The organism is Flavobacterium sp. GP15, from assembly GCF_014281985.1.
In the GTDB taxonomy this organism is placed as follows: Bacteria; Bacteroidota; Bacteroidia; order Flavobacteriales; family Flavobacteriaceae; genus Flavobacterium; species Flavobacterium pygoscelis.
Map to the genome: position 1 here is coordinate 38,278 of NZ_JACFTC010000010.1, position 20,526 is coordinate 58,803.

General features: G+C 33.0%; 15 protein-coding genes. 11 read left to right on the forward strand and 4 right to left on the reverse strand.

Translation table 11 applies throughout. The features are described 5' to 3' along the window. Nucleotides 1–9 precede the first annotated feature (9 nt). Complete coding sequence (locus tag H2650_RS15155) at nt 10–345, reverse strand: tRNA-binding protein (protein ID WP_188051670.1); 336 nt, start codon at nt 343–345, stop codon at nt 10–12. Nucleotides 346–753: 408 nt separating this feature from the next. On the opposite strand from H2650_RS15155, the gene H2650_RS15160 reads away from it, so the two are divergent. Beyond that, nucleotides 754–2,307, forward strand: a complete 1,554-nt coding sequence (locus H2650_RS15160) for an FMN-binding glutamate synthase family protein (protein WP_188051671.1) — start codon at nt 754–756, stop codon at nt 2,305–2,307. Between the two features lie 6 nt (nt 2,308–2,313). Next, entirely contained in the window at nt 2,314–2,694 is a 381-nt protein-coding gene (locus H2650_RS15165; protein ID WP_188051672.1) for a GreA/GreB family elongation factor, read from the forward strand. A gap of 328 nt (nt 2,695–3,022) precedes the next feature. Here the strand turns inward: H2650_RS15165 and H2650_RS15170 are convergent, their stop codons facing one another. Next, nucleotides 3,023–3,955 (reverse strand): peptidylprolyl isomerase, encoded by a 933-nt coding sequence (locus H2650_RS15170; RefSeq protein WP_188051673.1) that lies wholly within the window; start codon nt 3,953–3,955, stop codon nt 3,023–3,025. A 199-nt stretch (nt 3,956–4,154) separates the two neighbouring features. Next, a complete protein-coding gene (locus H2650_RS15175) occupies nt 4,155–6,281 on the reverse strand; it encodes a M3 family metallopeptidase (protein WP_188051674.1) in 2,127 nt (708 codons plus the stop codon). Between the two features lie 144 nt (nt 6,282–6,425). Between H2650_RS15175 and trmD the strand changes: the two genes are divergently transcribed. The 9 genes from trmD (at nt 6,426) to uvrB (ending at nt 20,014) form a co-directional block, all read left to right on the forward strand. Beyond that, entirely contained in the window at nt 6,426–7,100 is a 675-nt protein-coding gene (gene trmD / locus H2650_RS15180) for a tRNA (guanosine(37)-N1)-methyltransferase TrmD (RefSeq protein WP_188051675.1), read from the forward strand. Nucleotides 7,101–7,338: 238 nt separating this feature from the next. Beyond that, nucleotides 7,339–7,689, forward strand: coding sequence for a 50S ribosomal protein L19 (rplS, locus tag H2650_RS15185; RefSeq protein ID WP_126454599.1), 351 nt, complete (start codon nt 7,339–7,341; stop codon nt 7,687–7,689). 343 nt (nt 7,690–8,032) lie between these two features. Beyond that, complete coding sequence (locus H2650_RS15190) at nt 8,033–9,256, forward strand: isocitrate dehydrogenase (NADP(+)) (RefSeq protein WP_188051676.1); 1,224 nt, start codon at nt 8,033–8,035, stop codon at nt 9,254–9,256. Nucleotides 9,257–9,381: 125 nt separating this feature from the next. Beyond that, nucleotides 9,382–11,763, forward strand: coding sequence for a TonB-dependent receptor (locus tag H2650_RS15195; protein ID WP_188051677.1), 2,382 nt, complete (start codon nt 9,382–9,384; stop codon nt 11,761–11,763). 5 nt (nt 11,764–11,768) lie between these two features. Continuing rightward, a complete protein-coding gene (locus H2650_RS15200; protein WP_188051678.1) occupies nt 11,769–12,590 on the forward strand; it encodes a DUF4249 domain-containing protein in 822 nt (273 codons plus the stop codon). Nucleotides 12,591–12,868: 278 nt separating this feature from the next. Further along, entirely contained in the window at nt 12,869–13,531 is a 663-nt protein-coding gene (locus H2650_RS15205; RefSeq protein WP_188051679.1) for a thiamine diphosphokinase, read from the forward strand. Nucleotides 13,532–13,605: 74 nt separating this feature from the next. Continuing rightward, nucleotides 13,606–14,589 carry a 23S rRNA (adenine(1618)-N(6))-methyltransferase RlmF gene (gene rlmF / locus H2650_RS15210; protein WP_188051680.1) on the forward strand — a complete coding sequence of 328 codons (984 nt, stop codon included), beginning with the start codon at nt 13,606–13,608 and terminating at the stop codon, nt 14,587–14,589. A 217-nt stretch (nt 14,590–14,806) separates the two neighbouring features. Next, the gene (locus H2650_RS15215) at nt 14,807–17,899 is read left to right on the forward strand and encodes a TonB-dependent receptor domain-containing protein (RefSeq protein ID WP_188051681.1); all 3,093 of its coding nucleotides are present in this window, start codon (nt 14,807–14,809) and stop codon (nt 17,897–17,899) included. Nucleotides 17,900–18,022: 123 nt separating this feature from the next. Next, on the forward strand, nt 18,023–20,014 hold the full coding sequence (gene uvrB, locus H2650_RS15220; RefSeq protein ID WP_188051682.1) for an excinuclease ABC subunit UvrB: 1,992 nt from the start codon (nt 18,023–18,025) through the stop codon (nt 20,012–20,014). An 86-nt stretch (nt 20,015–20,100) separates the two neighbouring features. Here uvrB and H2650_RS15225 read toward each other — a convergent pair whose 3' ends face one another. Further along, a complete protein-coding gene (locus tag H2650_RS15225) occupies nt 20,101–20,478 on the reverse strand; it encodes a hypothetical protein (protein ID WP_188051683.1) in 378 nt (125 codons plus the stop codon). Between the last annotated feature and the right edge of the window lie 48 nt (nt 20,479–20,526).

A 20,526-nucleotide genomic window follows, 5' to 3' on the forward strand; every position in this document is an offset into this window, starting at 1 on the left:
AATAATCAGTTACCCTATACGCAATCCGTTCTCGATCTTAAAATCAGGAGCGATCAAAACTACGTCTCCATCCTCGCCTACTGCACCAAGAACTAAACATTCACTCCCAAATTTTCCTATTTGCTTTTTAGGAAAGTTAATTACAGCGATAATTTGTCTTCCTATTAAATCTGCTTTAGCGTATCGTTTCGTTATTTGAGCAGAGGATTTCCTAATACCAATCGTTTCTCCAAAATCAATAGTGATTTGGTACGCTGGTTTTCGAGCTTCTGGAAAATCATTCACCATCATAATAGTACCAACATGCATAGCTACTTTTTCAAAATCATTCCAAGTTAGTTCCATTTTAATTTGATTTTTTACATTATTACTTATTTAAAAAAAATTAAATCTACATATTTAAGGCATTATTTTTAAGAAGGAAGCAAGAATGAACTGATAAAGAACGCTAAAATTAACATAAAAAGAAAAAAAAGTTATTTATAACGAAAAATGAATGTACTTTTGCACTGTGTAATTTAATGTTTATGAAAACCTTTTCAAACGTACCGCCAACATGTACCTCTTTTTTCAAAGAGGATTTTGTGCTTGTCGCTAAATTTTCACATTCAAAAGCCTTTGTCAATTAGACCTTCGTCTATATAAAAACAAACTACTTCCAGACGAAGGTTTTACTTAACATCATTTATTTATTCTGCGGTTTTAAAAAGCTATCTTTTTAATGCCTAAATCTAATTTAAAAAATATAAAAACATGTTTTTAAAAAAATTAGCAGTACACCAAATTATTTGGTTAGCTACCATTTCATTTTTAGTAATCACTTGTGTATTGGCTTACTTAGGTGATATTAATTACTTCTTTTTGATTGTTCCATTACTATTACTCGTTTTATTAGTTCAGGATACGTTTCAACCGAGCCATACTATTAGGAAAAATTATCCAATCGTAGGTCGATTTAGATATTTGTTAGAATCATTTAGACCTGAGATTCGTCAGTATTTCTTTGAAGGAGAATTAGACGGAAAACCTTTTAATCGCAGACAACGTTCTATTGTATATCAAAGAGCTAAAAATGTAAAGCAAACTATTTCATTTGGAATGCAAGATGATCCTAACCGTATTGGTTACGAATGGGCGGCACATTCAATTTACCCAAAAAGAGCAGACAAGCAATTTTTTAGAACTACAGTTGGAAATGAGCAATGTCTTCAACCTTATAGCGCCAGCATTTACAATATCAGTGCTATGAGTTACGGAGCTTTGAGTAAAACTGCTATTTCATCTCTAAATAAAGGAGCTCAATTGGGTGGTTTTGCCCACAATACTGGTGAAGGTGGAATTAGTGATTTTCACTTAGAAGGTGGAGATTTAATATGGCAAATAGGAACAGGATATTTTGGTAGCAGAAACGATGATGGTTCATTTTCACCAGAATTATTTAAAGAAAAAGCGGCTTATCCTCAAGTTAAAATGATCGAATTAAAACTCTCTCAAGGTGCTAAACCTGGACATGGTGGACTATTACCTGGTGAGAAAAATACACCAGAGATCGCTAAAATTAGAAATATTAAACCTCATATAGCCGTTCACTCCCCTGCTGGACACACTGCCTTTTCAAATAGTGTAGAATTGTTGCAGTTTTTACAAAAAATGAGAGAACTTTCAAATGGTAAACCAATTGGTTTTAAAATTTGTATTGGTCGTCAAGATGAGTTTATTGCTATTATTGAAGCAATGAAACAAACAGGAATTGTTCCCGATTTTATTACTATTGACGGTGCTGAAGGAGGAACTGGAGCAGCGCCTTTAGAGTTTATTGATTACATGGGAATGGCAATGGCAGATGGAGTAATATTTGCTAGCAAAGTTCTAAAAGAATATGGTCTTAGAGATCAAATCAAAATTATGGCTTCGGGAAAAATCATTACAGGTTTTGATATTGCCAAAGCGATGTCTCTTGGAGCAGATGCTTGTTACAGCGCCAGAGGAATGATGTTTGCCTTAGGATGCATCCAAGCGCTTCAATGCGACAGCGGAAAATGTCCGGTAGGTATTGCTACTCAAGATCAAAAATTGTACAAAGGATTAGATATTACTGACAAAAGTGTACGTGTTGCACATTTTCATAACAATACATTAAAAGCATTTGCAGAGTTTATTGGTGCTTGTGGTTTTGACAGTCCAAAAGCAATTACTCCAAATGTATTTTACAGACGAATTGACCATAAAACCAATGAAAGTTTTGCTTCATTATTTTTTAACGATGTTGAAAAAACTGCTAAAAACGAAAAAATAACCTTAAATTAAATCATCATGAAACCAATACCTGTTTTAACAAGTACCGATTATAACATTCTTAGAGAATTAACTAAAAACGCAAAAGACAGCACTAATATTAGAGAAATCGCTTTGCTAACACAAGAGTTAGATCGTGCCGTTATCAATAAAGATGGTGTTGTAGACGAAAGCATTGTTAGAATGAATTCGCAAGTAACCATTGAAGATTTAAAAACCAAACAGCAAATGAAAGTTCAAATCGTGATGCCATCACAAGCGAACTTAAAGGAAGGAAAGGTTTCAATATTAGCGCCTTTATGCGTAGCAATTATTGGATTTAAAGAAGATGCTGAAGTAGAATGGCAATTGCCTTCTGGCATTAAAAACTTAAAAATAATTAATGTAATCAATTCATAAGGATTTTTTATATTTCTACTAAACACCTCTTTTATAGAGGTGTTTTTTTTTGCTTATTTTTAAACTTTTAATTCTAAATCAAAGACTTATCCTTTTTTTTCAATCTAACTTACTACTTTTAAATACGGTGAAAATAGATGATGACTTCCAAAGTAAATCATTTTAAAATTTTTAATTATTTGGACAACTATAAATATTAAAAGAGATTTTATTTTTACTTGACAAAAAAAAGCCCCAAATAGTAAAATACTATTTGGGGTTTTTAAGATAATAAAATGATAATTAAGTACAATTAAAAAAGATAATTGAACTTAATTCTCCTATTAATTTATTTAACTTCCATTAATTCAACGTCAAAAATCAAAGTAGCGTTAGGTGGAATTGCACCTCCTGCACCACGTGATCCATAACCCAAATGAGATGGAATTACAAAACGAGCTTTATCACCTACTTGTAACAAAGCAATTCCTTCGTCCCATCCTTCAATAACTTGACCTTGACCTAATCTAAATTCGATTGGCTTTTTTCTAGGGTAAGAAGAATCAAAAACTTTACCATTCTCTAATGAACCTTCGTAGTGAACAGCAACTGTTTTACCACTTTCTGCTTTTTTCCCTTCACCTCTTTGGATGAATTGGTAACGTAAACCACTTTCTGTTTTTTCAAAACCTGCGGCTAATTTTTCCATTGCTGCCTCAGCTTCAGCTTTCAAAGCGATATCACGTTTGTTACGCGCTCCCTTAAAAGCAATGAAAGCTTCAATTGGATTCCAATTTTTAGCTTCTTCTCCTTCTCTAATGATTTCTATTGACTCTAGAGTATCTCCTTGCTCTACAGCATCTACAATATCTTGACCTTCTACAACATGTCCAAAAACAGTATGCTTGTTATCTAACCAATCTGTTGGAATATGTGTAATATAAAACTGAGAACCATTAGTCCCTGGTCCTGAATTAGCCATTGCTAAAACTCCTGGACGGTTGTGTTTTAAACTTGGGTGAAATTCATCATCAAATTTATACCCTGGATCTCCAGTTCCTGTTCCTTGTGGACATCCACCTTGAATCATAAAGTCTGGAATAACTCTATGGAATTTTAATCCATCATAAAATTTAACTCCTTGCGGTTTAACTTTATTTTCTAAGTTTCCTTCAGCCAATCCTACGAAATTCCCCACTGTTCCTGGAGTCAAATCGTGCGTTAGTTTTACTAAAATAGCACCTTTTGTAGTGTTAAATTTAGCATATATTCCATTTTCCATTTTTGTATAATTTTTATTGAAAGGCAAATTTACGAATTAAATTAGATAATTACCAATATTACGCGTTTAGACATTTAATGCTCAGAACACTTTATTAGCATCTATGCATTGATAAAATATTTTAAATAAAGAATTATCGACCATAAAAAAAGGCATTCCTACAGGAATACCTTTTTTTTTAAAAATATATTTAAATTATTTATTTTTCATTAAGACCCGCATTATTTAAATACGACTCTACTTGCATATCATGACCAATAAAATCTTTGAAGGCTTTATTCAAATCAACACTATTACCAACCGATAAAATGTATTTTCTAAAACGCTCGCAATTTTCTCTAGTCATACCACCATTAGCTTTCATCCAATCATAAACGGTATAATCTAAGGTTTTTGACCAAGTATAGGCGTAATATCCAGCAGCATAACCTCCACCCCAAATATGAGCAAAGTACGGGGTGTGATATCTAGTTGGCACTTCATTAACTAATAAACCATATTTTGTAAGTGCTTCTTTTTCAAATTCTAATGTAGGTTTAAAATCTGCTTCATTTTCTACTGTATGCCAAGCCATATCTAATGTAGCTGCTGCTAAAAGTTCTGTAACAACATAACCTTTATTAAAAGTATCCGCCTTTTTAATTTTATCAATTAGTGCTTGCGGAATCACCTCTTTAGTTTTATAATGAATTGCATAATTTTTTAAAACAATTGGATCTAATGCTGCATGCTCATTAATTTGAGAAGGAAATTCGACATAATCTCTTGGAACAGCGGTACCAGAAAGTGATTCATATTGCTGATTCGCAAATAGGCCGTGTAAGGTATGACCAAACTCATGAAACATTGTTGTTACATCATCAAAACTAATTAAAGATGGATTTCCATTTATAGGTTTCGCAAAATTATAGACGTTTACTATTACTGGTTTTTGTTTTAAATAATGAGATTGATTTACAAAATTACTCATCCAAGCGCCTCCATTTTTATTATCTCTAGTATAAAAATCCAAATAATAAATAGCAATTGAAGAACCATCGTTATCAAAAACCTCATACACTTTTACATCAGGATGATAGACAGGCAAATCATTTCTCTCTTTAAATGTGATGCCATACATTTGCTTTGCAGCAAAAAATACTCCTTTTTCTAAAACCGTTGTAATTTCAAAATATGGTTTTATTTCACTTTCATCTAAATCGTATTTTGCTTTACGAACTTGTTCTGAATAAAAATCCCAATCCCATGGTTCCAATTTAAAATTCCCTTTTTGAGAATCTATCAAATCTTGAATTTCCTTTGCTTCTATTTTAGCTTTAGCTACCGCTGGAGTAGCGATTTTGGCTAATAATTCAATAGCTGGAGCTGGAGTTTGAGCCATTTGATCTTGTAATTTCCATTCAGCAAAACTCTTTTTCCCCATTAGTTTTGCCTTTTGCAAACGCAATTTGGCTATTTTCTCTAATACTTCACGAGTATCGCCATCATCATTTTTCTCAGCACGAGTCCATGATGCTTTAAATATTTTTTCTCTACTAGATCGATTGGTAAGACTTCCTAAAACTGGTTGTTGTGTTGTATTTAATAATCCAATTAAATATTTACCATCATGCCCCGCTTCTGTAGCTTTTAGTTTTGCAGCAGCTATTTCACCAGCACTCAATCCTTCAAGTGCTGTAGCATTATCAAATAATACAGCTCCATTTTTACGAGCTATTAAAAGTTTATTTCCATAAAGAGTACTTAGACTTGCCAATTCCTCGTTAATTTGCTTCATTTTTTCTTTGCTCTGCGGCGTAAGATTAGCCCCTGCAAGTTCAAATTTCTGCAAATAATATTCCGTTAATTTTTTATCTTCTCCTTTTAGACTCTTTAAATCAATAGCCTTAAAACGATTGTACAATTGACTGTTTAGATAAATTTTATCATTGTGAGCAGAAAAAACAGGAGCATATTCTGCTTCTATACTTTGCAATGTCGGATTGGTATTAGAACCTGTAAGATTATAAAAGACAGTAGCTGCTCTATTTAAATCGACACCGCTGGTCTCTAAAGCCACAACGGTATTCATAAAAGTAGGCTTTGCTTTATTAGTTGCTATTTTAGCAATTTCTTGATCGTGCATTTTTAATGCATAAACAAAAGCAGGTTTAAAGTTTTCATCTTTTATCAAATTAAAAGGAGGCGCCTGATATTGTAACGTACTTCTTTGCAAAAGAGGATTTGTTGTTTTTACAGATTTTGTTTGTGCATATATGGTTTCTGTTGCCATTGGAGCTACAAAAATCACCGACGCTGTCAAAAATATTTTTGAAATAAATCGCATAATTAATATTTTAAAATTTGGGTATAAATATAGTAAAAAAGAACGTTTTAAAATTTTACTAATCCATTTTAAAACAGTTTGAAGTTCAATTTTAAGCACTACCCAATTATTAGTATTAACTTTGCACCTTAGAAAATAAAAAAAATGCGCATAGACATTGTTACTCTTTTACCTGAATTATTAAGAAGTCCTTTTGAGGCTTCGATTATGAAACGTGCCATCGATAAAGGCTTAGTTGAAGTTCACTTTCATAATTTACGAGACTATACAACCAATAAACAGAAAAGTGTAGATGACTATCCTTATGGTGGTGGCGCTGGAATGGTGATGACCGTACAACCTATTGACGCTTGTATTTCGCATTTGAAAAGCGAAAGAACTTACGACGAAATCATCTATATGTCGCCTGATGGGGAAACTCTAAATCAGAAAATGGCCAACACAATGTCAATGTATGAAAATATTATTATTCTTTGTGGCCATTATAAAGGAGTAGATCAACGCGTACGAGATCATTTTATTACTAAGGAAATCTCAATTGGAGATTACGTTTTATCAGGAGGTGAACTAGGCGCTTTAGTTTTATCGGACGCTTTAATCCGACTAATCCCAGGTGTACTAAGTGACGAAACCTCAGCACTAACGGATAGTTTTCAAGACGGATTATTGTCTGGCCCTATATATACTAGACCCGCAGATTATAAAGGATGGAAAGTTCCCGAGGTTTTAACCAGCGGAAATTTTGCCAAAATAGACAAATGGCGTGAGGACACAGCCTACGAACATACTAAAAACAGAAGACCCGATTTATTAGAATAAATCAAAATAATAGCTATTTGATTTTTTTACAATCTTTTTCACTTGAATATAAAACTACAAATCCTATTAGTTTATATTTAAGGAAAGTAAACAAGTGTATAGAGTAATAATGAACGCTGAATACTATAAATAAAACTTGTAAATTAAAACAATAGTTCTATATTTGCACCCGAATTCAGACCAACCTCTGGCGAGATCCGCGAATGTTGATTTGATAAAAACCATAATTAAAGATATCATGGCAGATTTAATGAAATTCGTTCAAGACGAATTTGTAACAAGAAAAGATTTCCCTGTTTTTGCAGCTGGAGATACAATCACCGTTTACTACGAAATTAGAGAGGGTGAAAAAACTAGAACACAGTTTTTTAAAGGAGTTGTTATTCAAAGAAGAGGTTCTGCTAATACAGAAACTTTTACAATTCGTAAAATGTCTGGTGCAATTGGAGTAGAGCGTATCTTTCCAGTTAACTTGCCTGCTTTGCAAAAAGTTGAAATCAACAAAAAAGGTGCAGTTCGTAGAGCTAGAATTTTCTACTTCAGAGAACTTACCGGTAAAAAAGCTAAGATTAAAGACAAAAGAAGATAGTTTACTGTCTCTTTATTATAAAAAATCCTCAACAGTGTTGAGGATTTTTTTTTGAGTTGAAATTTAGAAATTAAATTTGTAAAAACACAACTGCACTCCAATAACAAAACTTTACTTGTTTTTGCTAGCGGTTTTAAAAAAAGAAGTCATTTTATTAAATTCATATTTGATAGTTATTACGATATAACATTTTCATATTCGTTATTTGTTCGAACAATATTCGTTATTTCATAATTCAATTTGAACTATCAAAAACTTAGTGAAAAGGCATTTTCTTTTACGATATCGTTTTATTACCTTTGCTGTTGCGATTAAAAATAAGAATTATATATAACAATACATTATGACAAAAATTAAAGTAGCCAATCCAGTAGTTGAATTGGATGGAGATGAAATGACACGAATTATTTGGTCTTTTATTAAAGAAAAATTAATTCTTCCATATTTAGATTTAGATATAAAATACTATGATTTAGGAATGGAGAGCAGAGATGCTACTAATGATCAAATCACTATAGATTCTGCCGAAGCAATAAAAAAATACAATGTTGGTATTAAATGTGCGACTATTACTCCTGATGAAGATCGTGTAAAAGAATTTGGCTTAAAGAAAATGTGGAAATCTCCAAACGGAACTATTCGTAATATTGTTGGTGGAACTGTTTTCCGTGAGCCAATTATCATGAAAAATGTTCCTCGTTATGTACAAGGATGGACAAAACCTATTGTAATTGGTCGTCATGCTTTTGGAGATCAATACAAAGCAACTGATACCGTTATAAAAGGAAAGGGAAAGCTAACAATGACTTTCGTACCAGAAGAAGGTGAAACACAAACTTGGGAAGTGTATGACTATAAAGGTGACGGTGTTGCTATGTCTATGTACAATACTGACGAAAGCATTTATGGTTTTGCTCATTCTTCTTTTCAAATGGCATTAACAAAAAAATGGCCATTATACCTTTCTACAAAAAACACCATTTTAAAAGCTTACGATGGTCGTTTCAAAGATATTTTTGAAGAAGTTTACCAAAAAGATTATAAAACTCAATTTGAAGAAACTGGAATTACCTATGAGCACCGCTTGATCGATGACATGGTAGCTTCTGTAATGAAGTGGAATGGTGGTTTTGTTTGGGCTTGTAAAAATTACGATGGTGATGTACAATCAGATACTGTAGCACAAGGTTTTGGTTCTTTAGGATTAATGACTTCTGTTTTAGTAACTCCTGATGGAAAAACAGTTGAAGCTGAGGCAGCGCACGGAACAGTAACAAGACACTACAGACAACACCAACAAGGAAAAGCTACTTCTACAAATCCAATTGCTTCTATCTTTGCATGGACAAGAGGATTAGAGCACAGAGGTAAGTTAGATGAAAATCAAGCTTTAATTGATTTTTGTCATGCTCTGGAACAAGTATGTATTGATACTGTAGAAAGCGGAAAAATGACTAAAGATTTAGCTATGCTAGTGAAACCAGAAGGTTTGACTGCAGCTGATTATTTAACAACTGAAGATTTCTTAGCAGCAATAAAAGAAAATTTAGATGCTAAATTAGCCTAAACTTATTTCTTACTGAATTATGAAAGACAACTGGCAACAGTTGTCTTTTTTTTTAAAATACATTAACATTTTTTAAACAAGAATTAACGCGTTTTAGTTGAAATTTGCAATTCAAAATCCTAGAAATGAATCCAAAGAAAATCATTAGCCTTTTTATTATTATCTTATTTTCATCTACAGCTTTCTCCCAAGATAAGTTTACACTTAGCGGAACCATTATGGATGCCAACACCAACGAAACTTTGATTGGCGTAAACATAGTTATACCAGAGCTAAAGATAGGAGTTACCACAAATGAATATGGTTTTTATTCTATTACACTCCCACAAGGAACCCATGTCTTACAAATAAGTTCTCTAGGATACCAAACGATCCAAGAATCAATCAATTTGACACAAAACAACAAAAAAAACTTTAGTCTATCCAGTAATGAAACGGCTTTAAAAGAAGTTCTAATTACAGGATCATCAAGCAAAACCGATATTAAAAGACCTGAAATGAGTGTAAACAAACTCTCTATTTCTACTATAAAAAAAATGCCTGTAGTACTAGGTGAAGTAGATGTAATAAAATCATTATTACTGCTTCCAGGAGTAACAAATGCTGGCGAGGGCGCATCTGGTTTTAATGTTCGTGGTGGTGGTGCGGATCAAAACTTAATCTTATTAGACGAAGCTACAATATTTAACTCCTCTCATGTATTTGGTTTTTTCTCCGTATTTAATCCCGATGCAATCAAAGATTTAAAATTATATAAAGGAGGAATTCCAGCCCGTTATGGCGGTAGAGCTTCTTCTGTACTTGATATTTATCAAAAAGATGGGAGTAGTAAGGGATTTCATGTAAATGGTGGTATCGGATTAATATCCAGTAGAATTTTGGCAGAAGGTCCATTAGTAAAAGACAAAGGTTCCTTCCTAATTGGAGGTAGAAGCTCCTATGCGCATTTATTTCTAAAACTATCTGAAAAACAAAAAGACAATGCAGCTTATTTTTATGACTTAAACACAAAATTGAGTTATAAATTAAATCCAAACAACAACCTTTATTTATCTGGTTATTTTGGAAGAGATGTATTCGCACTCAACAAAAGTTTTACCAATATTTATGGAAACTCAACCTTAAACTTAAGATGGAATCATCTATTTTCTGATAAATTATTTTCAAATTTATCATTGATTTATAGTGATTATTATTACGGTTTAGATTTAGACTTTGTAGGATTTAAATGGGATTCAGGTATAAAAAACTACAATATCAAGTACGATTTTAAGAATTATATTTCTGATAAATTCAAATTAAATTATGGTGTAAATGGTATTTACTATAAATTTAATCCAGGAACCATAAAACCTACCGATGACAACTCCGGAATAAATTTTGATCAACTAGATAAAAAATATGCCTTTGAACCTGCTTTATATATAAATGCAGATCATGACCTCTCAGATAAAATAGCCATTTCATATGGAATTCGATATAGCCTTTTTTATCGATTAGGCCAATCTACTGTAAATATCTACGAAAACAATAGTCCTGTTACTTTTAATTCTGATCTTAAGATTTATGAGAAAGCAACACCAATTGGAACAGAATTCTATAAAAAAAATAAAACCATACAATCCTACGATAACTTTGAACCCCGTTTTTCTTTATCCTATCAACTTAGCGAAAACCAATCTATAAAAACGAGTTACAATAGAATGGTTCAATATTTACAGTTAATTTCAAACACCTCATCTCCTACTCCACTAGATATTTGGACACCCAGTGATAACTTTATAAAACCTCAAATAGCGGATCAAGTAGCGTTGGGTTATTTTAGAAATTTTAAAGACGGCGATTACTCTTTAGAAGTAGAAACTTATTATAAAAAAGTAAAAAACAGATTAGATTATATTGATGGTGCCAACCTAATTGCTAACAGAGCCATTGAACAAGTAATTCTAAATGGGCAGTTGCGTTCTTATGGTTTAGAATTGATGTTTAAAAAAAATGAAGGGAAATTAAATGGATGGATTTCCTATACCTTATCTAAATCCGAGCAACAAACACCAGGAAGAACAAATTTAGAATCCGGAATAAACAATGGAGCTTGGTACAGTTCTGCCTATGACAAATTACACAATATTGCTATAACTGCTGCTTATAATCTTAACGAAAAATGGTCTTTTGGTGGCAATTTCGCAATGCAAAGTGGTCAGCCTGTTACCTATCCCGATGGCCGTTACGAGTATCTTGGCATTACCGTTCCTAGTTATGGTTTGAGAAATGAAAATAGACTTCCTACATACCATCACTTAGATCTCTCCGCTACACTAACCCCTAAAAAGAATTTAGGTAGAAATTGGAAAGGAGAATGGGTTTTTAGCGTTTACAACGTGTACAATCGCAAAAATGCTGCGTCAATTAATTTTAGACAAAATGCCGATACTGGAAACAATGAAGCAGTAAAAACATCCATTTTTGGTATTGTGCCAGCTGTTAGTTATAACTTCAAATTTTAATTCTAATGAAAAAAATAGCTTTATATTTCCTAATTATGACAGCTGCTTTAGTTAGCAGTTGCGAAGACGTAGTTCAATTAGATTTAAAAACTGCTGCGCCAAAACTGGTTGTTACAGCTTCTATCAATTGGAAAAAAGGAACGACTGGAAACCAACAAAAAATATACTTAACAACAACTTCCGATTTCTACAGTCAAAACATTCCAAAAGTCTCCAATGCAATTGTGTACATAAAAAACAGCAGTAATGTTAAATTCGACTTTGTAGAAACCAGCGTAAAAGGAGAATACCTTTGTACCAATTTTGTTCCTGCTTTAAACGAAAACTATACTTTGACAATAATTAGCCAAGGAACAACATATACCGCCACAGAAACCATGAAATCAGTTGCACCTATAACCGAAATTGTACAAAATGACATGGGTGGTTTTACCGCAGATCAAATAGAAATTAAAACGTTTTATAATGATCCATCAAATGAAACAAACTTTTACTTATATAAATATTCTTACTCTAATCAAGTAAAATCTAATTTCTATGTAGATCAAGATGAATTTTTTAATGGCAACAAATTCTTCAGTATTTCACAAAATGATGAATTAAAAAAAGGAGATAAGATCGAAATAACCCATTACGGAATTTCAAAACAATATTATAATTACATGAGTGTTTTGGTCAGTATTTCTAGCAATAGTGGCGGTAGCCCATTTCAGTCTCCACCAGGAACCATAAGAGGAAACGTCATCAATACTACAAACAACTCCAATTATCCTTTAGGTTATTTCTCCTTGAGCGAGATTGATACCAAAAACTACGTGATAGAATAAAGACTATTTACCGCTTTTTTAGGAGCTATTCCAGCTTTACATTACAAGTTCTCTAGCCAAAAAGTTTTTTCTAAATTCTTGCAAGAGCTTCCGATGGTCGCTTTGCAAGAACAAGAAAAAATACTTTTTGGCTGCAAGAAGCTTTCCATTGCAATCTGGGCTAGGGACTCTGGTTTTAAGTTGCCTGTTTTTTTAACTAACTTTACAAACTACAAATCAAAAATTTTTATTTCTAGTCTAAAAAATCTGAAATCAAAATTCTTAAATCTTAAATTCCAATGTCCTCACACCATATTGTTCGCGATGATCAAGAACCTGCTTTAATAATTGCCAATGGAGCCGCATGTGATCCAGAATTATTGGGGCAATTGTTAGAATGGTCGCCTTTAGTAATCGTATTAGATTCTGCAATGGAAAGAGTCATGGAATTAAACATAAAAGTAGATGTACTTTTAGGTGATTTTGATCGTGGTTTTGACCCAGAGCAATACCAAACCTCACAATATCCAATTGAAATTATTCATACGCCCGATCAAAACAAAACAGATTTAGAAAAAGCTTTTGATTATTTGATAGAAAGAAAAATTCCAGCCGTAAACGTAGTTTGGGCAACAGGAAAAAGAGCCGATCATACTATTACCAACATTACCAACATCACAAGATACCGCGAAACCTTAAAAATTGTTATTCTAGACGACCATTCAAAAGTGTTTTTATTACCTAAAAAATTCGAAAAGTGGTACACTGCAAATACTCCAATATCTTTGATTCCCATAGGTCATGTCACCGGAATTCATTCTGAAAATTTATATTATCCATTAAACGATGATGCACTAACTATTGGTTACAGAACCGGAAGCAGCAATCGAGTAATTAAAGATGGTATTGTAAAAATAAATTACAAAGAAGGTGATTTACTAATGATGGAATGCCTAGACTAATACTGAAAAGCAAATTTAATTTTCATATATTTTGATAAAAGCAGATTACCTATCTTTACACCGAAATATAGAAAATGAAAGCGAAAACAACTACCGAAAAAACAAATCTACACCCAAGAAATCTAGATAGATTTGGATATAATTTTGAACAATTAATCAAACTCTCCCCAGAATTACAACAGTTTGTTGCGATAAACAAACATCAAATCGACTCGAGCGATAGCGAACAGGCAAAGCAAACTATCGATTTCAGTAATCCGGATGCTGTAAAAGCATTAAATAAAGCGCTATTAATTCAACATTACGATATTCAGGAATGGGATATTCCCGCTAATTACCTTTGCCCACCCATTCCTGGCAGAGCCGATTACATTCATTATCTAGCTGATTTATTAGCTGAAACTAATAATGGTGTTATTCCAGAAGGTGATAGGATTCAGGGATTAGATATTGGCGTAGGAGCTAATTGCATATATCCTATAATAGGAAATTCTGCTTATGGATGGAGTTTTGTAGCAACTGATATTGATGAAAAAGCGATTCAGAATTGCAAAAAAATAATTGCCATGAATCCTAAACTCATGGATGGAATTAGCTTGCAGTTACAAACAGAATCTCGATTCCTATTCAAAAACATAATTACTCCAGAGGATCGATTTGCATTCACGATTTGTAATCCTCCTTTTCATGCTTCTCAAGAGGAAGCGACAAAAAGTTCTATTCGAAAAGTAAATAATTTAGAATCAAGAAACACAAAAACTAAAATATTAAAACCTGTTTTAAATTTTGGCGGGCACAATGCAGAACTTTGGTGTGAAGGCGGTGAAATAGGTTTCATTACCCAAATGATATATGAAAGTGCAAAATACCCAATGCAATGTTTATGGTTTACTACTTTAGTATCTAAAAAAGAAAATAGTATTTCTTTAATTAGAATATTGAACAAAGTAGGTGCAGTCAAAATCAAAGAAATAAACATGGCTCAAGGTCAAAAAACAAGCCGTATTTTGGCTTGGACATTTATGTCTGAAAGCCAACAAAAAAACTGGAAATTTTAAAAAAGTATATATTTCACTTATCCGTTAATGATCTTTTTTCAAACTCAGAAAAAAATAAAATTATCATATTTGAAAAAAAACAAATCCATTTTAAGATTACTTCAAAAAGAGTATCGAAAAAGAACAATATGATATTTAACATAAATTAAGTTAAATTATCAGGTTTTAACGTTATTTAAGTAGTATTTTAGCAAATATAATCTTAAATAACCGAAAAATGAAAAAATTTATTTTTATTCTAACCTTGGTTTTCTCCGTCGGAATGACAGCGCAGGAAATTAAAATTTCAGGTATTGTAACTGATGAATCTAAAGCTTCGTTGCCAGGAACAACTATTATAGTAAAGGGAACGACAAAAGGAACCACATCAGATTTTGATGGTAAGTACTCTATTACTGCAAAAATAGGAGACGTATTGCAATTTTCTTATGTAGGATTAGAAACCAAAACGGTAACTATAACCGGAGCAATACTAAATGTTTCCTTAAAGGGATCTGGTGAATCATTACAAGAAGTAGTTGTAATAGGATCTCGTAATCCCACTAGAACAGTAACTGAATCTGCCGTTCCAATTGATGTAATTGCAATGAAAGACATTGCTTCACAAGGTCCACAAGTAAATTTAAGTCAAATTTTAAACATGGTGGCACCATCATTTACGTCAAATTCTACCACTGTTGCCGACGGAACGGACCACATAGATCCTGCACAATTAAGAGGTTTAGGTCCTGACCAAGTTTTAGTTTTGGTGAACGGAAAAAGAAGACATACTTCGTCATTAGTTAACATAAATGGTTCCCCAGGAAGAGGATCTGTAGGAACGGATTTGAATGCAATTCCTGCTTTTGCTATAGAAAAAATTGAAGTACTAAGAGATGGCGCTTCGGCACAATATGGATCTGATGCTATTGCTGGAGTTATCAATATCAATGTAAAGAAAAACACCAATAAATTAGATGTAAATCTCTTTTCAGGAGCAAATTTCTCTAAAGGATCTTACGATCATTCTGGTGGCGTAGATGGGGGAAATTATCAATTGGACTTAAACTACGGAACAAGTCTTGGTAAAGAAAAAAGCTTTATAAATGCAACAGCAAGCTTTCAAGTTAGAGATGCTACTAGCAGAGCAAAAGATGTAACTGGGACTTTATTTAATGCGTACAATGCCGTAGAAGATAGAGCTGCAGCTGCAGGAACAAATATAAACGCTCTATTTGGAAATATTAATAATACTGCTAACGAAACGCAAATTGTAAATGCAATCAAAACTTACTCTCCATCAGTAAGTTATTTTACAACAGCTCAACAATCAGCTATCAGTGGAGCAACTACAATTGCCCAAATGCAAACCGCTTTAAATTTTGATGCTACAGCAGGTGAATTAGCTTACCGTGGTTTAGAAAGAAAAGATTTTAATATGAGAGTAGGACAATCTTCTTTAAAAAGTGCTCAATTCTTTTTGAATGCTGCTTATCCTATTAATGATAAATTAGAAGCCTATGCCTTTGGAGGAACAAGTTATAGAGATGGAGAAGCAGCAGGTTTTTACAGAAGACCAAATCAATCTAGAGGGTATTCTGGATTATATCCTAATGGTTTTTTACCTGAAATTCATTCTACAATCAATGATGTATCCATTGCTGCAGGCTTTAGAGGTATTTTACTTGAAAATTGGAATTTTGATTTAAGCAATACTTATGGAAGAAATGCAATGGATTATTCTATAGAAAATACAGTCAATTCTTCGATGAGAGAAGGTTCTCCTACAAAATTTGATGCTGGAGGTTTAGCTTTCGCACAAAATACTACCAATTTTGACATGAACCGTAAATTTGGAAATTTAAACGTTGCTTTTGGTGCAGAGTATCGACATGAAAATTTCTCTATTAATGAAGGTGTACCAGACTCTTACAACTTATATGATATTAATGGAGGAATTGTAACCGGAACAACGCCAAACAATATTAAAGTTACTGACTTTTATAACGGCGTTTTGGGAGGATATCCCGGAGCAATTTACGGATCTGCATCTTCTGCTTATAACGGAGCAAGACCAGGTGGAGCACAAGTTTTCCCTGGATTCAGACCAGCAAATGCGATTGACAAAGGTCGCAACAGTTATGCTTTATATACAGATTTAGAATTAGATGTTACCGAAAAATGGTTAGTAAACGGAGCTCTTCGTTTTGAAAATTATTCTGATTTTGGAAATACAACCAATTTTAAAATAGCGACTCGCTACAAATTAACTGATAATATTAATTTACGTGGAGCGGTTTCTACAGGATTTAGAGCACCTTCATTACACCAAATCTATTTTAACTCAACCGCTACCCAATTTGTAGGCGGTGTACCATTTGAAGTTGGAACATTTAGTAACGACTCACAACCTGCACAATTATTAGGAATTCCAAAATTAAAACAAGAGGAATCTAAAAGTGCAAGTATCGGTTTTACTGCTAAAATTCCGTCGGCAAATCTTACTTTAACTGCCGACGCTTACATTGTACAAATTGATGATAGAGTTGTTCTTACAGATCAGTTTTCAAGACCAGGAGGAAATCCAGCACCAGGAACAGCAAATGCAAATTTGAATGCCTTGTTTGATACTGCAGGTGCAACTGCTGCTACTTTTTTTGCTAATGCTATTGACACAGAATCAAAAGGTATTGATGTTGTATTAAGTCATAAAACAAATTTCGGGAACAATGTTTCTTTAAAATCAGATTTATCCGGAACATTCTCCAATACGTACAGAGTAGGAAATATTCACGCTTCTCCAGTTTTAGAAGCTGCAGGTCAAGTAAACAGATACTACTCTGAAGCAAGCAGAGTATATCTACAAGAAGCAATTCCTAGAGTAAAAGCAAATTTAACCAACTCTCTTTCTTATAAAAAATTCGATTTCTTCTTGAGAAACGTTTATTTTGGAAAAGTAACCGATCCAAATACAGCTGATGCAAATAGCGACGGAAGAGTTGAAGGAGCAATAGTAAATGGCCAAGTGGTTGAAGTAGAACACCCAATTTGGGGAGCAAAAATAATCACTGATTTATCTGTTGGTTTCAAAATAACTGAGGCTGCAAAAATTGTGATTGGAGCCAATAATATTTTTGATATTTATCCAGATAAAAATCTTGGTCCACAAAATGTGATTAAACCTAGATTAGTCGCTGGAGCAATTGATTATACAGCTGCGCCATCTTCTATAGATTTATCAAATGCAAATCAATTTGTATATTCAAGAAACACTTCTCAATTTGGTCAAAACGGAAGATTCCTTTTTGCAAGATTAAGTTTCAGTTTCTAGTCTTTATTTTTTTAAAGTAAAACCATTCGTTGAGGCGAATGGTTTTTTTTTGGCTAAAACTTAAGTGCATAAAGAAATCTAACTTTGTACCTTTGTAATTATAAAACTTTGTACCTTAATTAAATGAATTTCCAAGTAGTATCCGATTATCAGCCGAAAGGCGACCAACCACAAGCCATTGAAAAATTAGCTCAAGGAATTATTGATGGTGATCAATTTCAAACGCTTTTAGGAGTTACTGGATCAGGAAAAACCTTTACCGTTGCCAATGTAATTCAGGAAGTGCAAAGACCTACATTAGTATTGGCGCATAACAAAACACTAGCCGCACAATTGTACTCTGAATTCAAACAGTTTTTCCCCAATAATGCGGTAGAATATTTTGTTTCTTATTACGATTATTATCAACCAGAAGCGTTTATGCCCGTAACTGGTGTTTTTATTGAAAAGGATTTATCCATCAATGAAGAACTCGAAAAAATGCGAATGTCAACAACTGCTTCATTACTTTCTGGCCGCAGGGATATTTTAGTTGTAGCATCTGTTTCCTGTTTGTATGGTATTGGAAATCCAGTAGAATTTCAGAAAAATTTGATTCCAATTGAGAAAGGACAAAACATTTCTAGAACAAAATTATTGCACCAATTAGTACAGAGTTTATATTCTAGAACAGAAGCGGATTTTAATCCAGGAAGTTTTAGAATAAAAGGAGATACTGTAGATGTTTATCCTAGTTACGCCGATGAAGCTTATCGAATTCACTTCTTTGGAGATGAAATTGAAGAAATTGAAAGTTTTGACACTAAAGATTCTAAAGTCCTCGAAAAATTTGAAAGATTGACTATATATCCAGCCAATATGTTCGTGACTTCACCTGATGTATTGCAAGGAGCCATTTGGGAAATCCAACAAGATTTAGTTAAACAAGTGGATTATTTTAAAGAAATTGGAAAACATTTAGAAGCAAAACGATTAGAAGAACGTACTAATTTTGATTTAGAAATGATTCGAGAATTAGGTTATTGCTCAGGAATTGAGAACTATTCCCGTTATTTAGATGGTCGCTTACCCGGAACAAGACCTTTTTGTTTACTGGATTATTTTCCTAAAGATTATTTGATGGTGGTGGATGAAAGCCATGTAACTCTATCACAAGTTAGCGCCATGTATGGTGGAGACAGAAGTAGAAAAGAAAATTTAGTAGAATATGGTTTCCGACTTCCTGCAGCAATGGACAACCGACCGTTGAAATTTGAGGAATTTGAAGCCATGCAAAATCAAGTAATTTATGTATCAGCAACTCCTGCTGATTATGAATTAGAAAAAACAGATGGTGTAGTTGTAGAACAAGTGATTAGACCAACTGGATTATTAGATCCAATTATTGAAATTAGACCAAGTTTAAATCAAATTGATGATTTAATTGAAGAAATTCAGGTTCGAGCCGAACTAGACGAGCGTGTTTTAGTAACTACACTAACGAAAAGAATGGCAGAAGAATTAGCAAAATATTTAACGAAAGTTAATATTCGCTGTCGTTACATTCACTCAGAAGTGGATACTTTAGAACGAATTGAAATCATGCAAGATTTGCGAAAGGGAATTTTTGATGTACTTATTGGTGTCAATTTACTACGTGAAGGGCTAGATTTACCCGAAGTATCCCTTGTAGCAATTCTAGATGCTGATAAAGAAGGTTTCTTACGTAGTCATCGATCGCTCACGCAAACTATTGGTAGAGCAGCGAGAAACCTAAACGGTAAAGCAATTATGTATGCAGATAAAATCACTAAAAGCATGCAAAAAACTATTGACGAAACGGAGTATCGCAGAACCAAACAAATCAATTACAACACGGAAAACAATCTAATTCCGATGGCACTTAATAAGAAAATTGAAAGTGCCTTTACTAAAAATCCATTAGTAGATTATGAATTAGGCTTAAGTCTTGATACCGCTGCTGAACCAGAAACTGCTTATATGGCGAAACCTGAAATTGAAAAACTGATCAGGGAAAAACGCAAATCGATGGAGAAAGCTGCAAAAGAATTAGACTTTTTACAAGCAGCAAAATTACGTGACGATATAAAAAAATTACAAGGCCAATTGACCTAATCTCATAGATTTTTATAAAAAATAGAACCTCTAAATAAAAAAGAGAATCATTAATGATTCTCTTTTTTATTTTTTTGTATTACGTATTAACGATCATCTCTATCATCATCATCATATCGATCGTGGTGATCTCTTTTTTTATATTTATGATGGTAATATCTCTTATCATTACATTTATTTTCATATCGGCGTTGCGCCTCGTATCTTCTTTGTGCTTCGTATCGACGTTGCGCTTCATATCTTCTTATATCATAATCTCTACGATTATGATATACATTGGTATATACAACAGGAGCTTCGTAATATTCTCTATAAACTCTTTGAGGAGCAGGAGCTCTATTAACACTTCCTGAGACAACTACGCTTGGAAGTCCAATATTAAATCCGACTGAAACTTGTGCGTTCATGGCACTTGTAGCAAATAAAGCCATTCCTAATAATGTAAGTACTTTTATATTTTTCATTTTTTCAAAATTTAAATTATTAACTTATTTTTTCAAAAAACAATAAGT

Excerpts from the sequence above, each read along its gene's own strand:
- H2650_RS15155 (WP_188051670.1), bottom strand. The coding sequence starts at position 345 with ATGGAACTAACTTGGAATGATTTTGAAAAAGTAGCTATGCATGTTGGT.
- H2650_RS15160 (WP_188051671.1), top strand. The coding sequence starts at position 754 with ATGTTTTTAAAAAAATTAGCAGTACACCAAATTATTTGGTTAGCTACC.
- H2650_RS15165 (WP_188051672.1), top strand. The coding sequence starts at position 2,314 with ATGAAACCAATACCTGTTTTAACAAGTACCGATTATAACATTCTTAGA.
- H2650_RS15170 (WP_188051673.1), bottom strand. The coding sequence starts at position 3,955 with ATGGAAAATGGAATATATGCTAAATTTAACACTACAAAAGGTGCTATT.
- H2650_RS15175 (WP_188051674.1), bottom strand. The coding sequence starts at position 6,281 with ATGCGATTTATTTCAAAAATATTTTTGACAGCGTCGGTGATTTTTGTA.
- trmD (WP_188051675.1), top strand. The coding sequence starts at position 6,426 with ATGCGCATAGACATTGTTACTCTTTTACCTGAATTATTAAGAAGTCCT.
- rplS (WP_126454599.1), top strand. The coding sequence starts at position 7,339 with ATGGCAGATTTAATGAAATTCGTTCAAGACGAATTTGTAACAAGAAAA.
- H2650_RS15190 (WP_188051676.1), top strand. The coding sequence starts at position 8,033 with ATGACAAAAATTAAAGTAGCCAATCCAGTAGTTGAATTGGATGGAGAT.
- H2650_RS15195 (WP_188051677.1), top strand. The coding sequence starts at position 9,382 with ATGAATCCAAAGAAAATCATTAGCCTTTTTATTATTATCTTATTTTCA.
- H2650_RS15200 (WP_188051678.1), top strand. The coding sequence starts at position 11,769 with ATGAAAAAAATAGCTTTATATTTCCTAATTATGACAGCTGCTTTAGTT.
- H2650_RS15205 (WP_188051679.1), top strand. The coding sequence starts at position 12,869 with ATGTCCTCACACCATATTGTTCGCGATGATCAAGAACCTGCTTTAATA.
- rlmF (WP_188051680.1), top strand. The coding sequence starts at position 13,606 with ATGAAAGCGAAAACAACTACCGAAAAAACAAATCTACACCCAAGAAAT.
- H2650_RS15215 (WP_188051681.1), top strand. The coding sequence starts at position 14,807 with ATGAAAAAATTTATTTTTATTCTAACCTTGGTTTTCTCCGTCGGAATG.
- uvrB (WP_188051682.1), top strand. The coding sequence starts at position 18,023 with ATGAATTTCCAAGTAGTATCCGATTATCAGCCGAAAGGCGACCAACCA.
- H2650_RS15225 (WP_188051683.1), bottom strand. The coding sequence starts at position 20,478 with ATGAAAAATATAAAAGTACTTACATTATTAGGAATGGCTTTATTTGCT.